Below are 18,023 nucleotides of genomic sequence, written 5' to 3'. Positions count from 1 at the left end.
TGCTCATCACCTTCCAGGTGACGTTCACGGAGTTGTTCATCGCCGCGAGCGTGATTGTAGCCGCCGCCTACCGATTCGGCTGGCGCAGCGTCGCACTCGGCTCCGTGCTCGGCGCTGTCGGGATCGGCCTGCTGGCTGCCGTCTTGCAGATCGCCTCCTATGCCATTGCCCTGCACTGGCTCGACTGGATCTCGGCCCTCCTGCTGCTCGGGTTCGGTGCCTACCTCGCCTACGAGTTCATCTCCGGTTTCCGGGGTGCGACCGAGCCTGTCGCGGTCGGCAATGCCTGGGCGCTGCCGCTCAATGTCGCCGGCACCCGCTATAGCCGGGATCAGAGTTTTGCGGTCCTGGGGCGCAACCGATCGTTCCTCCTGACGATGGCGGTCGGGTCGATCATCGGTACCTTCGTCGGGGGTCACCTCCTCGGTCTCGTACCCACGACAATCCTGCTGCCGATGCTCGCCGCGATCTTGCTGATCTCGGCCTTCAAGGTGTGGAACCACGCTTGATCCAACGCGGCTTGTGACGATCGCGAAATCATCGCCGATCGTGACAGGCCACAGCGCGACCGGCCTGCGAGGACCGTTCCGAAAGATCGAAAGACGCGATGGGCTGCCCGCCTATGGTGATCGCGAGACGGGACGTTCCTCGCGGGCACGCCGCCTCACCCTTCCAGATCAGCGGAGCGCGGCGCACCGTTGCAATCTTTCCCACACGGGTCGGTGAGCGTGCCGTCGTCGCCGGCCGATGTGCTTGACGGGGACGAACGCCGGTGTCATCGCGCCTCGGTGCCCGGATCCGCCGCAAGCGGCTCCGCGCATCTCACCTTCAGGATGCCTGAACCCCCATGCCAAGCGACAGTCATAGTCGATTGTCCGCGCCGTTCGCGCCGACCGCTTCCCGCTTGGACGCCTGACCCGGCGCACCTCCGGGATTGGCCGCACGGACGGCCGGACCACAAGAGGTGCCCCATGAACACGATCGTCTCGATCCGTGCGCGCGCCCGTGCCCGCGCTCTCCCGGTCAACGCCAAGCACGGCATCGCCGCGCTGGTGTCCGTCACCTCTGCGACGCCTCCGGCCACACCGGTCCGGAGCCCTACTCTGCGCGCCAGTTGGTCCCTCGACCCGATGAGCGGCCGACTGGAATGCCGCTGGGCTGCGGACGATGAGGAGCCCGGAACTCGCGTCTCATCACAGGGGGCGGTGACGGCTTGGTCTCAAGCCGCGTAGCTTCCGCCGGGCACTCTGGGCCTGCGTGAACCCGTATTTAATCGACGCCCGTGGCGACCGGTCTACATCGGACACTTGGCAATGGTGTCCGGTGTAGGCCCGTGAAGCGCGCGCTCCAAGTCTTGATGCTGACCTGTGCGGTCTTGACGACCGCGACGACGGCGAATGCCATGCCCGCAGCCGGTCAGAGCCGAGTGCTCACCGACGCCTCACTGGTCCAACCGCTGCAGGGATCATTCAAGCGATGCGGCGGCGCATGTCTCAAGAGCGGCCAACTCTCTTGTTTCTGCGCGCGTCAGCAGGACTGCTACCTCAGCTGCGCCAGCGCGCCGGCGGCCATGAAGTGCGCGCTGGAGTGAACCGCGCGGGGACCCGGCTACCGTCTCTATCGCACCTATTGTCAGACGCCTCCCAGGCTAGCCCCCGGGAAATGCCAGACCGGCGACTGTCGCACCCCGCCTGACAAATCCGACAATCCTGACAATAGGTCAGGCACGGGCCACCGCCACGAGGCCGGCAACGGCCAGCCCCAGGATGCCGAGCACCACAGGTGTCGGCACCTTCGACCGGGGCGGGATGAACCACGACGTGCGCTGGCGCGTGCCGCACAGCTTCCGCACGAACGGGGCCTCGCTCTGCTCGACCGCGACGGGCATCGCGAGAGCGCCGTGCTCACGCATCCAGAGATAGCGATGCCGCCCGTCGCGGAATGTCAGAGATCCGTCGGCAGCTTGACCGACCTCGGGCATCCACATCGGCTCGCCCGCCAGAAAGCGCCGACCCGCTTTGGCGTATTTGTGCGGCTGGTTGTCGGACGCATCACCTGGAGCCGCGATGTACTGGTCTGACAGCCACCACAGGCGGTCGAACGTTTCGATGTCGATCCAGACGATCACGTCTGGAACCGGCACATGCTGATAGCCGCGCTCCCAGGAATGGACCGTCCAGTTTACGGGTAGCTTGTCGTCACGCTGACGAGGCATCGGCTTCGGCCCTCGTGGTCACGGGTACGACGGTCTGGGGATCGTGGGCGAAGACCGTGTCCGTCAGCGCGCCAGGTTCCACCTTGTAGCGCCGCCCCCAGATTTCGAGATTCTGAGGCCGGTAGTTCTGATCCGCGCGCCAGCGCTCGAACACGGACGCATCGATCGTCTCGTTAACGATCTCGTCGCGTTCACCTTGCGAGACCTCCGGCGGCGCGCCGATCGGGCGGTAGAACGGCTGGGCCACATACCGATACAGGCCCTTGGCGAACTCGCCGTAGCTGTCGCGAGGGCGTACGTCCAACAAGCCCGGCTCCAGGACGACGTCGGACCGAAACGCCAGCCCATGGCGGGCTGCCTTTTCCATGATCCAACGGAGCGGAAGCTGGCTGAGGAGGTCATCCCGGTAGCCGCCGCCGACGTTGGCGTGAGCGCCGACGAACCACCGCTGTTCGACGTTGGCGACCGGACGGGGCGGTGCCATCTCGGTCAGCGGGACGCCGTCGCGAAACTTCTTCGTCCACAGCGTCGGCGCGAACGCGGCGCGGTGCTCGTCGATGGCGAGCGCGTGATAGCCATTCTCGATCGGCAGCCGCAGACCCGTATGCAGGAACGCGTAGCCCGACCGGCTCAAGCCCGGGATCTTCGCGAGACCGGGGATCGTCGTCGGCACACCGAGCGAACCGACCGTGTCCCAGACGCCGACCATCTTGACCGGCACCGGCATGGCGTAGGTGATCATCCAGCGCTCCTCGGGCGAGGCGTCGATCAGCGTGCCGTCCTTCGCCCGGGCCTTGAGCCACCGAACCGTGCGCTTCTCGTCCCCCCGGCGGTACCGGTCGAACAGCTGGCTGGTGCCGAGCGGTGCCCCCGGCTTCAACAGGCCGCACAGGGCGATGAACCCCGCGAGGCTGCGCGCCGTGTAGGCCCCACGGCTGAAGCCGAAGATGAAGATCTCGTCGCCCGGCTCGTAGGTCTCGACGAGCCATTCGTAGGCGCGGGCGACGTTGCGATCGATGCCGACGCCGAGAACGCCGCCCCGAACCTTTTCGCCCCAGCCTGTGCCGACGCCGCGGCTGTAATAGGCGACTTGCGGCACCCCATCGGTGCCGCGCTGGGCACACAGCGCCTTGAGCCGCCAGACATTGGTGTTGTCGTCGAGTGTATTCCACGTCCCGTCCAGGAACACGGCAATGCGCTTCCGCTCCGGCGGCTGCGCCGGTTCGATCTCATTCGACATCGGATTTTCAATATTCACCCTTGTATAACAAGGTTAACGCGCATCTGATCGAAGCGTTGCCTCAGATGTCACGCGCACGCGACCGGCAAATCTGACACCTGTGTCGTGTATCGCGGCGTACGCATCTCGAATTTCGTGTTCCATTCACGCTTGGTCGCCACACCGGCCCGGGCGGGCACGACGGAGCCCCGGCCCCAGCGGGCGTTGCAGGCGTCGAGCGCCGCCATCAGCGGGCCCGATCGCTCCCGGTCGAGCCGCCCGATCAACGCGCGAGGACTGTCGGCCAGGGGGACGAGATCGGTGGTGATCACCCCGGCCTTCGAGTAGCGCCACGGGATCGCCCCCTGCTCGCGCCAGGTCTTGGCGACGCCGTGGGCGGCCGCTTTGATCAGCGCGAGGCTGTCGTTCGTCGCCTCGGGCAGGGTCACGACGGTCGAGACCGCGCGCATTGGGTCGCCGCGGTCGTGCTCACTCGTATGGTAGAAGACCGTGACCTGATCGGTCCCGAGCCCGTCGCGGCGCAGCTTCTCGCCGAGCCGAGCCGCGTGAGCGGCCACCGCCTCGTCGAGCGTTTCACGGTCCGTCACCCGGCCGGAGAATGACCGGGTGACCGCGCAGCCCTTCCGGCGGGCTGGCACCAGTTCCAGCGGCAGGCAGGTGGTGCCGCGCAGCTCATGGATGATGCGCTCGCCCACAACGGTGAGCGCCTTGCGTACGGGCCGGGGATCGAGATCGCGAAGATCCGCGACGCTGTCGACGCCCATCGCCTCGAGCTTGGCGAGCGAAGCCCGACCGATCCCCCAAAGTTCGCCGACGTGGATCCGGCAGAGCCAGTGGTCGTACTGGACCGGATCGGTCAGATCGCAGACGCCGTTCAAGGCCGGCACCGTCTTGGCGATGTGGTTGGCGAGCTTCGCCAGCGTCTTCGTGGGCCCGAGGCCGACGCAGGTCGGAATGCCGGTTCAGGCGCGCACCGTCGCCCGGAGATCCTGGGCGAGCGCCAAGCGGTCGCGCTCGCGCACGTCCGAGAGATCCAGAAAGCTCTCGTCGATCGAGTAGATCTCCACGTCCCGCGCGAAGTCCCGGTAGACCGCGTTCGCCCGGGCCGACATGTCCCCGTAGAGCGTGTAGTTCGACGAGAATACGCGCACGCCCTGGGCTTGGCACATCTCCCGGATCTTGAACCATGGGTCGCCCATCTTGATGCCGAGCGCCTTGGCCTCGGCAGTCCGGGCGATGGCACAGCCGTCGTTGTTCGACAGCACGATTACCGGCACCCGCGCGAGCTTCGGATCGAACACGCGCTCGCAAGAGCAGTAGAAGCTGTTGCCATCGATGAGCGCGATCGCCCGGCTCATCGCTTGAGCGCCGCCTTCGCCGTGTGCCAGCGGATGGTGAACCGCACGACGCCCCAGATGACCCCATCCTGGAGGTTCTCGACCGCGAAGACCGGCAGGTCGCGGTTCTCGAAGGCAAGCCAGGCGCAGTTGCCGTCCTGGCGGTACCGCTTGAGGCTCATCTCGCCATCGATGGCCGCCACCACGACGCTGCCGTTGGCCGGCGTCAGGCTGCGGTCGACGCAGGCGAGGTCGCCGTCGAAGATCCCGGCTCCGCGCATGCTGTCGCCCGCGATCCGCCACAGGAAGGTCGCGGGCGGGTTCGGTGCGAGCCACCGCGGCAGTTCGAGTGCCCCCTCCAGAAAGTCGTCGGCGGGCGACGGAAAGCCCGCGCACAAGCTCTGGCCGATCAGCGGGATGCGCACCGCATCGGGGCCGCCTAGCGGCAGCGCGTCGACCCTTGTCAGTGTCACGCCTAACCTCGCTCGTTGTAGGAACAAACAAGGAACAAAGACGCGGACAGTTCCGTCGATGCAAGCGCTCGAGACGCTTGCCCATCAATCAGCAGAACCGCTGTGGATAATGGGGATGGACGCAACCGTTAATTGAACAGAACTCAGTCTGGCTTGAACCGCCTCACACGCGAAATCCGTGAATCGGGACTCGCGGTTAGCCGTTGGGTCGTCCGAAAACATGGTTAATTGGCCTGACCTAACTCGGTAGTTTCTACGCATTTTGTTCGTGTTTTGTTCCTTTTTTATGGATCCAGCGGCCAGACGATGGCTTGCCTTCCTAGGCTGACCGGTCTCGGTCCTATCACGGGAGCAAACCATGGATTATTTTCTGGGCGAGTTTCACGCCCACGCGCTGAAGGGCCACCCGGACTATCGTGTCCTTCGCCGGGTCGAAGGCCGGTCGCCCTACCCCAGGGACGTTCCCAGTAACGCTCAGACGGGAATCCTCATCCACGTCGATACGACGGGCCCCAATCCGGACGGCGACGAGATCATCGTCCTGGCGATGATACGCTTCGCCTTCACCGAGAAAGGCACGATCTTCGGACCTCTCGAAAGCTATCTCGGACTGAACCAGCCGAAAAAGCCGATCCCACCCTATGTCACGAGGGCGACGGGCATCACGGACGAGGCCGTGAAGGGGAAGCGGATCAATGCTCGCTTCGTCGGGGACTTCATCAAGACCGCGGAGCTGATCGTCTGTCACGACGCCGCGCGGGCGCGTCGGTTTTGCGAGCGACTGCAATCGGACTTCCAGCACCGGGCCTGGGCGTGCTCACGCGTCCAGATCAGGTGGAGCCACGAGGGTGTCGGCTGCACCGAGCTGCCCTTCATCGCGTATCGGCAGGGCTACTTCTTCGAAGGAGACGCGAGCCGGCGGTTGGAAGCCTTGCTCGAGATCTTGGAGATGCCCCTGCCACAGTCCGGTCAGGTCGCCATTGTCGCCCTGGCCGCCGCAGCACAGCGGGAGACCAGTCAGGTATGGGCGCTTGGTGCGTCGTATGAGGTGCGTGAAGACCTCCGCAAGCGTGGCTATCGCTGGCATGGCGGCCACGATGGTCGGTATCGCGCTTGGGTTCGCGAGGTCGATCCTACACAAGTCGAGGCCGAACGCCGCTTTCTGGACAGTCTCGACGTCCCCGATCTCTGCCCGATCGTGACGACGATCGACGCGACGCTGAGATTTTCGGATCGCATTTTTTAACCTCGAGAGGTCGTCTGCCCTGCTCTTCCTGTGACCAGGCGCGGTGAAAGTCAGGGCGCTCAACGATGGTTATGGTTACGGAATCGCTACCGAATCGCAGAGACGAGGTCCCAAACCGGGACAGCTTGCGATTCAACGAAGTTTATCGAGTCCTATCAGGGGCTTGTAAGATCAAGGGGTTAGCGCCGATCTGCGCAGTTTGGCAAAGGTCTGCCAGCGCGTTCCACTAGCGTGGCCGCAGTGGATCTGCCAGTTTTGCTGGAGGCGAGCGGCAGTCGTTCGCCAAATTTGAGAGGTTCGTGATGACCAGACCTGGATAAGGGTCGGATCACCAAGGGGGGTCTGGCTGGAACCAGACACCCCCAGCGGTGATGAACCGACCGCCGGCGCATAAGCCCTAGCAAGCCACGCCGGCCACCCACAGAGGGATGTTGTGTCCAAACTCGGCGATTCACGCCGAGAACGGCACGGCTTGGAAGGTCGCATGACGATTCCGAGCGCGCAAGAGGCACGGCCTTTGTAGGCCGGATAAGCCCCGCCCGGACACAGCATCCTCCGCGACATCGCGATCCCACGGTCGCCTTCGCAGACACGCTTCGGCGTGATCGGGGGCGGCTGTCCGCAGCACCGCGAGGACATTCATGCGGACCGGTTCAACCCCATCGAAAGAGACCCGCCTTAACCTGTCTGTCGGCGATGCCGTAGCACTTGATGGCATCGGCCATCCTGTCGTCGACGAGGACGTGAACGGCTACGTCCTCCAGGACATCGCGACGCTGCGCTCAAACTTTGTCGTACGTGACCAAGTCACAAAGCTAGTTCGCGCAGGACGTCTCAAACACGATGGGAACCAATCTGCTTCCGTCCAGGTCGCAATCGATCCTATATGGAATGATGTGGTCACACGCGAGACCGTCGAGGACGACGCGGCCTATACGCTTCGCCGCCGCCATAGACCCGGCCTGCCTTTCGACGAAGACCTGAAATTCGGCCCGCAGGGGGCGGCCCCACAATCTCCGCTACCAACCCCACAGTCGACGCTGTCAGACCAGCAAGGCACTCGCCCGAAATCCCCGTGGCAGAAGCTACCTGATTTGATCCGCGGCACGGAGGTTCGGAAGATCCGGCGGCGTGGGCACATCGGCTACACCGGCGATGTCCCGATGACCCGCCTTCGCGGGAAGGTTCTGTCGGCCGAAAGCCTGCTCGAGGCCGATTTTCTTGTCGTCACGGATGCGCAAGACGACGATATCGTCGAGATGGCTGCCCAGCCGTTAGCGCTCCCTATCAGCCTGAACGGCAAACCCGCCTCCTGGATCCCGGATTACAAAATCGTCCGTCGCACCGGCGTCCGCGAACTGGTCGAGGTCAAACCGCTCTCGAAGCTTCGTACGACCGATCCGACAAAACAGGCCAAAGTGACCGCTCGGCTCAATGCCTGTCGCTCGGCAGCCCGCGCTGCCGGCTACACGTTTCGGCTGGTCACGGAACAAGAAATCCGCATTCAGCCGCTTCTCTACAACGCGAAACTCATCCACCGCCATATGCATGGGTTCGGCGACCGCCGCTCCATTATGAGGGCGATTTTGACGCTGCCGAGCTTGAGCCCCGCTTCATCCGTGGCCGCGCTCGGATCGGCACTAGATGAACCGGCTTTGGCTCTCGCGCTCGCGATCCGCCTGGATCGTCTTGGACACATTCGCCTGGATCGCGCGGTGCAATTCTCGAAGGCAACGACTTTCGTAGTGCTGCCGCCAAGTCAGGGAGAGCAGCCTTGAACATCGACCTCGCACCGCCCCGGCTGTCTCCAGGATCACGGGTGCGCATCCATGGTCGCCCCTACATCGTCGGAGAGATGCAGGGAGCCGGTCGCGTCTTCGTCGCCGCCGACGACGGCACCGACATGCTGCTCAGCTATGGTCGACAGCTTGAAATGGTCCGTGGGGGTATCCTGCGTTCCGAGGCGAGCTATACGGCCCTCACTCCCGAGATCCTCATCAATCTCAAACGGGATTGGGGAACTTTCACGCCCCGTGAGCGCCAAGAGGCTCAACAACGACACGCCTATTGTCGCGCGATCCGTGATCTACCCGCCCCTTTCCGTGACCGATCCGAGGCGATCACCGCGGCCTTCGAGGCGATGGTGCTTCCCGAAGGTCACTCGGCCGACGATGTACCAACACCGCGGCTCGCTCGTTCCTGGTACCTGCTCTGGGTGACATCGGGTTTCGATATCCGTGCTTTGGTGTCGAACACATCGGCGCGGGGAAACCGCAGCAAGCGTTATGATTCATGGGTCGCCGAGGAAATCGATCGCGCCATCGATGAGGTATACGCCACCGAGCTGAAGGGCAGCATCCGCCAGGCCATGTTTCACGCGCGCGACCTCATCCGGGTCCGCGCAGCTGCCGAGGGCTTGCCACTCCCCACCCGAAGCAAACATGCAATTGGTCGCAAGGCTATCGAAAACGCAATCGCCAAGCGCGGATATTGGGAAACATTGAGCAAACGCGAGGGTCGCCAAGAGGCAGAACGACAAATGCGGCTTAAAGGAGCCGGACCTCAAGCAGAATATCCGCTTGCTGAGGTCGAAATCGATCATACACTACTCGACATTATCGTCAGATAAAACGGCGTTATTTTGGGTCGTCCCTGGCTTACTGTCTTGCCTGATCGGTATTCACGCATGATCACCGGTTTTACCATCGCTTTTACCCCACCGTCCTGGGTTTCGGTCATGGAAGCGCTGCGCCATGCTGTGCTTCACAAAGATGAAGAGCTTAAACGATGGGAGCAGTACGAGGGTGTTCCCTTCCTATTCGACTATGATTGTTATGGCACACCCGACGTCCTTTACGTCGATCGCGGTCCGGAGTTCTTGTCGAGTTCCATGGCAGCGACCGAAGCTGCCTTGAACATGAGGGTCATTCCACTGCCCAAGGCTAGTGGCGACAAGAATGGAAAAGTCGAAAGCAACTATCACGTAATGAACACATCACTATTGCACAAGCTCGACGGAACGACGAAGTCGAACGTTCAAAAGCGTGGTCGCTATAAGTCGAGCGAGAACGCGATATACTCACTAGACGACGTTCGCTATATGGTGATGCGCTGGGTTGTGGATCATCATAACCGCACCAAGCATACTGGGACCGGCGAGATCCCGGCTGAGCGCTGGCGCAAGGGTATGGACGAGGTCGGGCCTAAGCCGGCTCCTGACAAAGATATCATCGCTCCGCTTGTCGGCATGGTCATCCCCCGCAAGCTTCGCAACGATGGGGTCCGCTACAACAACCTGCGCTGGAATTCGAACGCGTTCAGCGCGCTACGCGACCGAATTGGACCGCCGTTCGACGTCGTCATCCGCATCGACCCTCTCGATTTAAGAACAGCGTATGTCCTCGATCAAGACGCCAATCCGCCGGCCTGGATTGAAGGACATCTCATGGCAGAGAGTAAAATCGAGCACTACACGCTTCGCCAATACGAGCACCTCAAAAAAGTCGTCGATGACGCTGCGGTCGTCGATGATGACTACGAGCTCAAACTAGCCCAGGGGACGCGGCACCTCTGGAACTTCGTCGAGGGTCGTCGAAATCAGGCTGGAGTTATCCCGAAGCCCGTCGCGGCATTCATCAAGGATCCGGATGTCGTCGTGCTCGACCGCTGGATTCTCAGCCAGTTCGGCATCGGTGACGCCGTCGAGACCCCCGCCGTTCTAAAAGGCCTATCTCTTAGCCATGCCATCGATACGATTGAGCGCGTCGCCGCCCTCGATCTCGTCGGGTATGCCGATCGCTGGGTTGAGATTCTTGATCTCGATAGGCCGACCGCGACCGCCCGCGCGCACGGTTTTCGCATCATCCAGACGGATCAGATTACGACGGCCCTGGACCGAGCCTTCGACGGCTTCCTCACAGCTGGCAACGCCAAGGCCCCTAGCCTATCGACCGCTTATGGTTGGTTCTGGCATTGGCTGAACTGGCGAGGCGGAGACAAGTTCTCGCCGGCGCTCGCTCAGATCGTGCTCGACAATGCTCTCGCCAAATTCCAAGTGCCGATCGACGCCTTTCCCAACCTGAAGCGCTCGGAGATCAGCACGACGTTGTCGGACGTCGCACGGAAGGCTCGAGTACGACGAGGGACGATCCGCAAAATCCTCGAGCACGAAGGCAGGATCCGGCCTGAAAAAAGGAAGGGCAGTCCAATCAGGATCGAGAGGGGCGCGCTCGACCGCATCGCTGCCGACCTGAATGCCTCAGTCCCCTTGGCGAGACTCCCAAAGCTGATCGGGACCGGGATGCGGATCGTAAAAACCCTGGTCCACGCCGACGTGATACCGTCCTGGATCCCGGGTGGAGCCAAAGGGACCAAGCACCGATACGTCTTCCGCACAAAAGACGTCGAAGATTGGCTCTCCAAGCTCGCCGCTGGCGCAAATCGGCGGCTCAGGACGTGCCCAGCCGGTTGCGTTGCTGTGGCTGACGCCCCGTTGAAGTGCAAAGTGCCGATCGAGAGGCTGGTTCAGGCACTCGCCGATCGAGACATAATTCCATGCGGGACGCTGATCGGCCAACGAGGCTTGTCCGCGTTGATCGTGACAATTAGCGATCTCGAGCCATTGATTACAAAGCAAGTCCGACGCGCACCCTACCGCAAACGCGGGCCATACAAGAAGAAATCACATTGAATGGCTAGCACGATAAATTAATAGGCTATGCAGGATGCAAAAGTTTGTCCAATAATCGCGTTTTTAGCATCAAATAGATGGCGTAAATTAAATCAAAGACCGTTGCAGTCTGTTTTTTGCTCAAAAAAGAGCGAGAAGGTAATTTCACAGAAATTTCGCCCATAAGCACGTGTTGCGGACTACGACAACTTTATGGGCTGCAAACCCCAGATTATGACAGCTTTATGGGCAAAGTCGCGCTTAGTTATAGGTGACACAGCGACTGAATTTGCTGCGGAATTTCATCCGAAATGTTGAGGATTTGGACTAAGCATCAACGTCCTTTGGTAGAGATTTGGGTGACGGCAACGTTTGCCTGTGGTTAACGACGACGGCAGCACTCAAACTCTGAACCGCTCGATCTCCTTCCGGGCCGCCTTCTCGGCGGCCTGGAACATTAATCAGAACAAAAAGTGAATATATGGCCTCTTGCGACCATCATAGGCCCGCCGAATACGGCTGTTTACGTGTGCGAGACGGCGCTGGATCCCTGAGTTATCGCGCTGGACCGAGAAGGCCGTACGTCGATCCGCTCGCCGAATCGTCAGGACCGAGCGGGCTTCGAAATTAACCGCTCGGGGCCATGATGGGGCGTCTCAGTGTCGGACGTCATCATGCGGTTGCGCACGCTCCTCGCCCTCACTTTCGCGGCCGGGGCGCTGCTCCTCACCTTCGCCGCCACGATCGTCGTCTCCCAATTCATCGCGGCGCGGGTGCAGATCCGCGCGGAGGCCCACACGGCTGACCTGGCGGAGCATCTGCGCCAGATCATCGACGCCAATATCAGCGAGCGGCTCGGCGACATGGCCGTGCTGTCCTCGGTCGCCCGGACGAACGCCACCACGCCGGAAGCGCGGCGTGCGTGGGTCGACGCCTTGCGCGAGAGCTTTCCCGCCTATGCCTGGATCGGCTTCGCGGACCGGACCGGTATCGTCCTCGCCAGCACCGACGGCATGCTGGAGGGCGAGAGCGTTGCGGCGCGTCCGTGGTTCCAGCGCGGCATCGAGGCCTTGGCCGTCATCGACGTCCACGAAGCGAAGCTGCTGGCCAAACGCTTGCCGTCGCTGCCCTACGGCGAGCCGCGGCGGTTCGTCGACGTGGCGATGCCCTTCCACGACCCTTCCGGCGCCGTCGTCGGCGTCGTCGGCGGCCATCTCAGTGTCAGTTGGATGCGTGAGATGAGCCGAGCGGCCATCGCGACCGCCCTGAAGCGTGAGCCGAGCGTCGAGGTGCTGATCCTCGCAGGGGACGGAACCGTGATCCTCGGTCCCGGCGATCAGGCCGGTCGACGGATCGATGTCGATCTGCCCGCGCTTCCAGCCCTGACGGCCGGTGCCGAGCTCGCGAGCGCCCGCGGGACATGGCCCGATGGGGGCGATTACTTCACCGGCGCGAGCCGCGCCCGACCCGTGGCTGACCGGCCGACGCTGCCCTGGACAGTCCTGGTCCGCCAGCCGGTCGAGGTCGCGAAAGCGATCTCCGATCCCATCGTCAATCAACTGGTACTCGGCGGCGCGGCTTTCACGCTTCTGTTCGCGCTGCTCGGCTGGTGGGCGGCCGAGCGCTTGGCCGAGCCGCTTCGCGCCTTGGCGGGCGCCGCTGGCGGCATCGGCCATTCCTCGACGAACGCGCAGCTACCCAAGCCGCACGGCTACCGGGAGATCGCCGAACTGACGGATGCCCTGACAAAATTGCTGGCCCGGCTCGGCGAGCGTGATCGCGCCCTGGCGCAGGCCAACACCGATCTGGAAGGCCGGGTCGCAGAGCGGACTGTAGAACTGGCCGAAGCGTGCCATCGCGCCGAGAGGGCGCAAGCGCGCGCCGAAGCCGGCGAGCGTGCCAAGGGCGACTTCCTGGCGACGATGAGCCATGAGGTCCGCACGCCCCTGAACGCTATCGTGGGCTTCGGTGACCTACTACGTGATGAAATCAACCTCACCCCGCACCAGATGCGCTGCATCGATCAGATGCGCATCGGTTGCGAAGTTCTGACGACGGTCGTCAACGACATCCTCGACTACGCACGCATCGAAGCCCATGGCGTCGTACTCGAAGCTGCCCCGTTCTCGCCGCGAGGGCTGGTGGAGGAGACCGTCGCCCTCGTCGCCGGCACCGCGGAGCGCCAGGGTCTCGACCTGCGGTTGGACGTCGGCGCAGGCGACGAGCATTTCCTCATCGGCGACAAGACCCGGTTGAGACAGGTGCTGCTCAATCTCGTCAACAACGCGGTCAAGTTCACGCCGCAGGGCTCTGTGACCGTCTCTTTGGAACAAGCGGCAACGCCGGATGGCATCGCTCTGCGCGTCGCCGTCTGCGATACGGGCATCGGCATTCCCGCCGAGGCGCAGGCGCGGCTCTTCACCCGCTTCGTGCAGGCCGACAGCAGCACCACGCGACGGTTCGGCGGTACAGGATTAGGGCTGGCCATATCGAAAGGGCTGATCGAAGCGATGGGCGGCGCCATCGGCCTTGAGAGCCGCGACGGTGTCGGCTCGACCTTCTGGTTCAGCCTCGTGCTTCCGCGTGTGCCGACTGGCGAGCGGTCGTCCGACCGACCGGTTGCCGCGGCTCTGCCCAGACCGGTCGAAGACGACACGTCGCGGCAGGCGCATCTGCTCCTCGTCGAGGACGGCGCGATCAACCGCGAGATCGCCCAGATAGTTCTGGAGGCCATGGGCTATCGCGTGTCCATCGCCTGCGACGGCTCGGAAGCCGTGAAACGGGTGCAGGAGCAGGCCTACGATCTCGTGCTGATGGATGTGGAGATGCCGGTCATGGACGGCATCACGGCGATGCGGCTCATACGGGGGCTCGAGGGTGTGGTGCGCGCCGTGCCAATCATCGCGATGACGGCGCATGTCCTGCCGGAGCAGGTTCGCGCGCTCCTTACAGCGGGCGCAAACGATCACGTCGGAAAGCCCTTCGACCGAACCCATCTCCGCGCGGTTATCGAACGCTGTCTCGTCGAGTCCGCCGAACGGTCCCGAGCTGCTTGAACGACCCCCGACAGGGTGCGAAGAGGCGGCGCGCCGGGAGCCGTTGCGCGACCAGGAGCGTTCTTCGTGGGAAAACGTTGAAGCAATAATCTGGATAGGCGCGACGCATCAGTATCATGGCAGAAGACAGTTCCGGCTCCGCCACACCGAGCGGCGTTCACGGGCGCATATCCACCGGCGTTCCCGGCCTCGACGAGGTCCTGTGCGGTGGCCTCACGCAGGATCGACTATACTTGCTCGAGGGCACACCGGGCACCGGCAAGACTACACTCTCACTCCAGTTCCTGCTCGACGGCGCCGCGCGCGGTGAGCGCGGCCTCTACGTCACACTATCCGAGAACAAAGATGAGCTGTGTGCAGCAGCCGCCTCGCACGGCTGGTCGCTCGACGGCATCGAGATCTACGAACTCGTCAACGAGTTCGGCCTCGATCCCGACAGCGAGCAGTCGATCCTGCACCCGTCGGAGATCGAGCTGGGCGAGACCGTCAGGGACGTCATTGCTCGCGTCGACGATTTGAAGCCGGCGCGGGTCGTCTTCGACAGCCTGTCCGAGCTGCGCCTGCTGGCCCAGAATCCGCTGCGCTATCGTCGTCAGATCCTGGCCCTCAAACAATATTTCGCCCGACGCAGCTGCACCGTTCTCATGCTCGACGACCGCACGTCGGAGCCGGGTGACCAGCAACTTCACAGCATCGCCCACGGGGTGATCTCGCTGGAGCAGGCACCGCGCGAGTTCGGCTCGGAGCGCCGTCGCCTGCGCATCGTCAAGATGCGCGGCATCAAGTTCCGCGGCGGCTATCATGACTTCGCCCTCGACACCGGCGGTCTCACGGTCTTTCCCCGCCTCGTCGCCGCCGAGCACCACGCGACGTTCGATCCGACCGCCGCCTCGACCGGGTCCGCCGAGCTCGATCTGCTGCTCGGCGGCGGCTTGGTGCCCGGTACCAACACCCTGCTGATCGGCCCATCGGGAGTCGGGAAGACCACGACGGCGCTCGGGTGCATGCTGGCCGCCTTGGAGCGGGGTGAGGCGGCGACCTACTTCCTGTTCGACGAGGGGCTCGCCACCCTGCTCGCCCGTTCCGCGATGCTCAACATGAACCTGTCCCCGCACATAGAGGCGGGCCGGCTGACGATCACCCAAATTGACCCGGCGGAACTCGCTCCGGGTGAGTTCGCCACCCATGTTCGGCATGCGGTGGAGAAGCGCCGCTCCAGGTTCGTCGTCATCGACAGTCTGAACGCCTACCTGCACGCGATGCCGGGCGAGGAATTCCTCATCCTGCAGATGCACGAGCTTCTGAACTACCTGAATCAGCAGGGCGTCACGACGCTGCTGGTTCTTGGACAGCACGGCATCATCGGTGATGTCCAGACCGACGTCGACCTCAGCTATCTCAGTGACGGCATCCTGCTGTTCCGGTTCTTCGAGGCGAAGGGAGAGGTCCGCACCGCCGTTTCTGTGGTGAAGAGCCGGGTGAATGCGCATGAGCGCACGATCCGTGAGTTGAAGCTCACGAGTCAGGGGCTGCGGGTCGGCTCGGCCCTGGACGACTTCCAAGGTGTGCTCACGGGGCTGCCCTCTTACCGAGGGAGAGTCGCGCTGTTGCCGGACGACGCTCCCCTCGGAAGCCAAGCGTGATGCCTCAGCCGCCGGATCACGAAGGGCGCGTCCTCGTCCTGGCGCCGCGCGGGCGTGACGCGGCGGTGATCGCGCAGGTGCTCGACCGCGTCGGCACGCCGACCGAGGTCTGTGCCGACGTGTCGGATTGCGTGACGGGCCTGAAGGCGGGGGCCGGAGCCGCTTTGGTCACCGAGGAGGTGCTCGCCGGGGCGGATACGGGAGCCTTATTCGCCTGGCTCGACGCGCAGCCCGCTTGGTCCGACTTCCCGTTCATCGTCCTGGCGACGCGGCAGACAGGCCGCCGGTCGGAATCCGCCGCCGGCATCCTCGCGCGGCTCGGAAACGTCGTCCTGCTGGAACGCCCGATCAATGCCGAGACCCTGATCAGTGCCGCCGAGTCGGCGCTGCGGGCGCGCCGGCGCCAGTATCAGGTGCGCAGCCTCCTGGCCGGTCGTGAGCGCACGCAGGAGCACCTGCGACTCCTCAACGAGGGTCTCGAACGGCGGGTTGCCGAGCGGACCCGCGAGGTCGAGGCCGCCCGGGAGACCCTGGCCTTCGCCCTCGAAGCAGCCGGCATGGGCTCGTGGGACCTCGATCTCGCGAACGGAACCTCCCGTCATTCCCCGCGCTTCGATGCCATCTTCGGGTATTCCGACCCGTGTCCATCGTGGACCCGAGGCACGTTTCTCGCCCATGTCGTCGAGGAGGACCGTCCCGCGGTCGAGCAGGCGTTCTCGGCCATCCCGGAGACCGGCCGGATCGACCTGGAATGCCGCATCACGCGCCAGGACGGCGCCGGGCGCTGGGTCGCGGCGAAAGGGCAGGTCAAATACGACGCGTCCGGCGTACCGACCCGCATCGCCGGGATCCTGGTGGATCGAACCGACCAGCGCATCACCGAGGACGCGCTGCGCCAGGCCCAGAAGATGGAAGCCATCGGTCAGCTGACCGGCGGCGTGGCCCACGACTTCAACAACCTCCTCACCGTCATCGTCGGCGGCCTCGACATGATGCTTCGCCGGCCCGAGCAGACCGACCGCGTGACGCGGCTGGCCGAGGCGGCGATGAGCGCAGCCCGGCGCGGCGAGCAGCTCACGCAGCAGCTCCTGGCCTTCTCCCGCCGGCAGATGCTGCGGCCACAGACGCTCAACCCGAACCGCCTGCTGCTCGACTTCAGACCGCTGGCCGAACGGGCGGCCACGGGTGCCGTCGAGCTGGTGTTCAACCTCGACCCGGCGCTCGATCCGATCCGCATCGATCCGGCACAATTCGAGGCGGCGGTGCTGAACCTGATCGTGAACGCACGCGACGCCATTGAGGGCCGCGACGGCCACGCCCGCATCGCGGTCGTGAGCCGCAACGTCCACCTTGGCACCGCGGCCGTCGCCGACCAGGGGGTGCCCCCGGGGCCCTACGTGGTCGTATCGGTCAGCGACACCGGCAGCGGCATTCCACCCGACGCGCTCCAGCGTGTATTCGAGCCGTTCTTCACCACCAAGGAGGTCGGCAAGGGAACGGGGCTCGGCCTGTCCCAGGTCTACGGCTTCACGCGCAGCGCCAAGGGCTTTGCCCAAATCGAGTCCGAGATCGGCTCGGGCACGACGGTCAACCTCTACTTTCCGCGTTCGACCGACCCGGCCGGCGATGAGACGGGCGCCGCTTCGGCGAGCTCGATCCCGTTGCGCCGCGCCGGCGAGGGCGAGACGGTTCTGTTGGTCGAGGACGACGAGCAGGTGCTCGGGATGGCTGTCGAGAGCCTGGAGGAGCTGCGCTACCGGGTCATCATCGCTCGAAACGCCGTCGAGGCTCTTGAGCACCTTCGCGGCGTGGAGCGGATCGACATTCTGTTTTCCGACGTCGTGATGCCGGGCGGGATGAACGGATCACAGCTGGCGGTCGAGGCGCAGAAACTTCGGCCAAGTGTCAAGGTCCTGCTCACATCAGGCTACGTCGCAAACCTCGACGAGGGTCAGGTCATCGGTCGAGGCGAGATGCCGGTCCTGAACAAGCCCTACCGCCGCGACGAGCTCGCCCGCTCGCTGCGCCTGGTCCTGGGGGGAGAGGGACGTTGACGCGACACCGAGAACCGTCTGGTTTGTGAGAGGCGTTGCACAATGAAGAGCGCCAGGGAGATACACTCTGCGCCGGGAGTATAGTCATCA

10 protein-coding genes and 2 pseudogenes are annotated in these 18,023 nt (G+C 63.9%); 8 read left to right on the top strand and 4 right to left on the bottom strand.

The genetic code is table 11. The features are described from left to right. Nucleotides 1-311 precede the first annotated feature (311 nt). Nucleotides 312-509 (top strand): annotated as a pseudogene (locus MCBMB27_RS31040) (sulfite exporter TauE/SafE family protein); the annotation flags it as partial. Nucleotides 510-1,720: 1,211 nt separating this feature from the next. Here the strand turns inward: MCBMB27_RS31040 and MCBMB27_RS25840 are convergent. From MCBMB27_RS25840 to MCBMB27_RS25825, 4 genes and pseudogenes are all read right to left on the bottom strand, one after another. Then, a complete protein-coding gene (locus MCBMB27_RS25840) occupies nt 1,721-2,128 on the bottom strand; it encodes a plasmid fertility inhibition factor family protein (protein WP_075381603.1) in 408 nt (135 codons plus the stop codon). A gap of 70 nt (nt 2,129-2,198) precedes the next feature. Further along, entirely contained in the window at nt 2,199-3,455 is a 1,257-nt protein-coding gene (locus tag MCBMB27_RS25835) for a DUF2235 domain-containing protein (protein WP_075381602.1), read from the bottom strand. A gap of 68 nt (nt 3,456-3,523) precedes the next feature. Further along, a pseudogene (locus tag MCBMB27_RS25830) lies at nt 3,524-4,813 on the bottom strand (Y-family DNA polymerase). Continuing rightward, the gene (locus MCBMB27_RS25825) at nt 4,810-5,265 is read right to left on the bottom strand and encodes a LexA family protein (protein WP_075381601.1); all 456 of its coding nucleotides are present in this window, start codon (nt 5,263-5,265) and stop codon (nt 4,810-4,812) included. The pseudogene MCBMB27_RS25830 and the gene MCBMB27_RS25825 overlap by 4 nt, the downstream one beginning before the upstream one ends. 358 nt (nt 5,266-5,623) lie before the next feature. On the opposite strand from MCBMB27_RS25825, the gene MCBMB27_RS25820 reads away from it, so the two are divergent. From MCBMB27_RS25820 to MCBMB27_RS25780, 7 genes are all read left to right on the top strand, one after another. Then, nucleotides 5,624-6,511, top strand: a complete 888-nt coding sequence (locus tag MCBMB27_RS25820; protein ID WP_075381600.1) for a 3'-5' exonuclease — start codon at nt 5,624-5,626, stop codon at nt 6,509-6,511. A gap of 641 nt (nt 6,512-7,152) precedes the next feature. Then, complete coding sequence (locus MCBMB27_RS29810; RefSeq protein ID WP_139231601.1) at nt 7,153-8,289, top strand: TnsA endonuclease N-terminal domain-containing protein; 1,137 nt, start codon at nt 7,153-7,155, stop codon at nt 8,287-8,289. Further along, complete coding sequence (locus MCBMB27_RS29805) at nt 8,286-9,140, top strand: hypothetical protein (RefSeq protein ID WP_139231602.1); 855 nt, start codon at nt 8,286-8,288, stop codon at nt 9,138-9,140. Before MCBMB27_RS29810 ends, MCBMB27_RS29805 begins: the two co-directional genes overlap by 4 nt. 57 nt (nt 9,141-9,197) lie before the next feature. Further along, a complete protein-coding gene (locus MCBMB27_RS25795; RefSeq protein ID WP_083683722.1) occupies nt 9,198-11,201 on the top strand; it encodes a Mu transposase C-terminal domain-containing protein in 2,004 nt (667 codons plus the stop codon). A 653-nt stretch (nt 11,202-11,854) separates the two neighbouring features. Then, nucleotides 11,855-14,236 (top strand): hybrid sensor histidine kinase/response regulator, encoded by a 2,382-nt coding sequence (locus MCBMB27_RS25790; RefSeq protein ID WP_075382115.1) that lies wholly within the window; start codon nt 11,855-11,857, stop codon nt 14,234-14,236. A gap of 116 nt (nt 14,237-14,352) precedes the next feature. Further along, nucleotides 14,353-15,879, top strand: a complete 1,527-nt coding sequence (locus tag MCBMB27_RS25785) for an ATPase domain-containing protein (protein ID WP_075381594.1) — start codon at nt 14,353-14,355, stop codon at nt 15,877-15,879. Further along, the gene (locus tag MCBMB27_RS25780; RefSeq protein ID WP_075381593.1) at nt 15,879-17,933 is read left to right on the top strand and encodes an ATP-binding protein; all 2,055 of its coding nucleotides are present in this window, start codon (nt 15,879-15,881) and stop codon (nt 17,931-17,933) included. The genes MCBMB27_RS25785 and MCBMB27_RS25780 overlap by 1 nt, the downstream gene beginning before the upstream one ends. The last annotated feature ends 90 nt before the right edge of the window (nt 17,934-18,023 follow it).

Origin of the sequence: Methylobacterium phyllosphaerae (assembly GCF_001936175.1) — a bacterium.
In the GTDB taxonomy this organism is placed as follows: Bacteria; Pseudomonadota; Alphaproteobacteria; order Rhizobiales; family Beijerinckiaceae; genus Methylobacterium; species Methylobacterium fujisawaense.
Note: the sequence above shows the minus strand (reverse complement) of the source record. Positions and strands in the feature narration are given on the sequence as shown.

Excerpts from the sequence above, each read along its gene's own strand:
- MCBMB27_RS25835 (WP_075381602.1), bottom strand. The coding sequence starts at position 3,455 with ATGTCGAATGAGATCGAACCGGCGCAGCCGCCGGAGCGGAAGCGCATT.
- MCBMB27_RS25820 (WP_075381600.1), top strand. The coding sequence starts at position 5,624 with ATGGATTATTTTCTGGGCGAGTTTCACGCCCACGCGCTGAAGGGCCAC.
- MCBMB27_RS29810 (WP_139231601.1), top strand. The coding sequence starts at position 7,153 with ATGCGGACCGGTTCAACCCCATCGAAAGAGACCCGCCTTAACCTGTCT.
- MCBMB27_RS25795 (WP_083683722.1), top strand. The coding sequence starts at position 9,198 with ATGATCACCGGTTTTACCATCGCTTTTACCCCACCGTCCTGGGTTTCG.
- MCBMB27_RS25790 (WP_075382115.1), top strand. The coding sequence starts at position 11,855 with ATGCGGTTGCGCACGCTCCTCGCCCTCACTTTCGCGGCCGGGGCGCTG.
- MCBMB27_RS25785 (WP_075381594.1), top strand. The coding sequence starts at position 14,353 with ATGGCAGAAGACAGTTCCGGCTCCGCCACACCGAGCGGCGTTCACGGG.
- MCBMB27_RS25780 (WP_075381593.1), top strand. The coding sequence starts at position 15,879 with ATGCCTCAGCCGCCGGATCACGAAGGGCGCGTCCTCGTCCTGGCGCCG.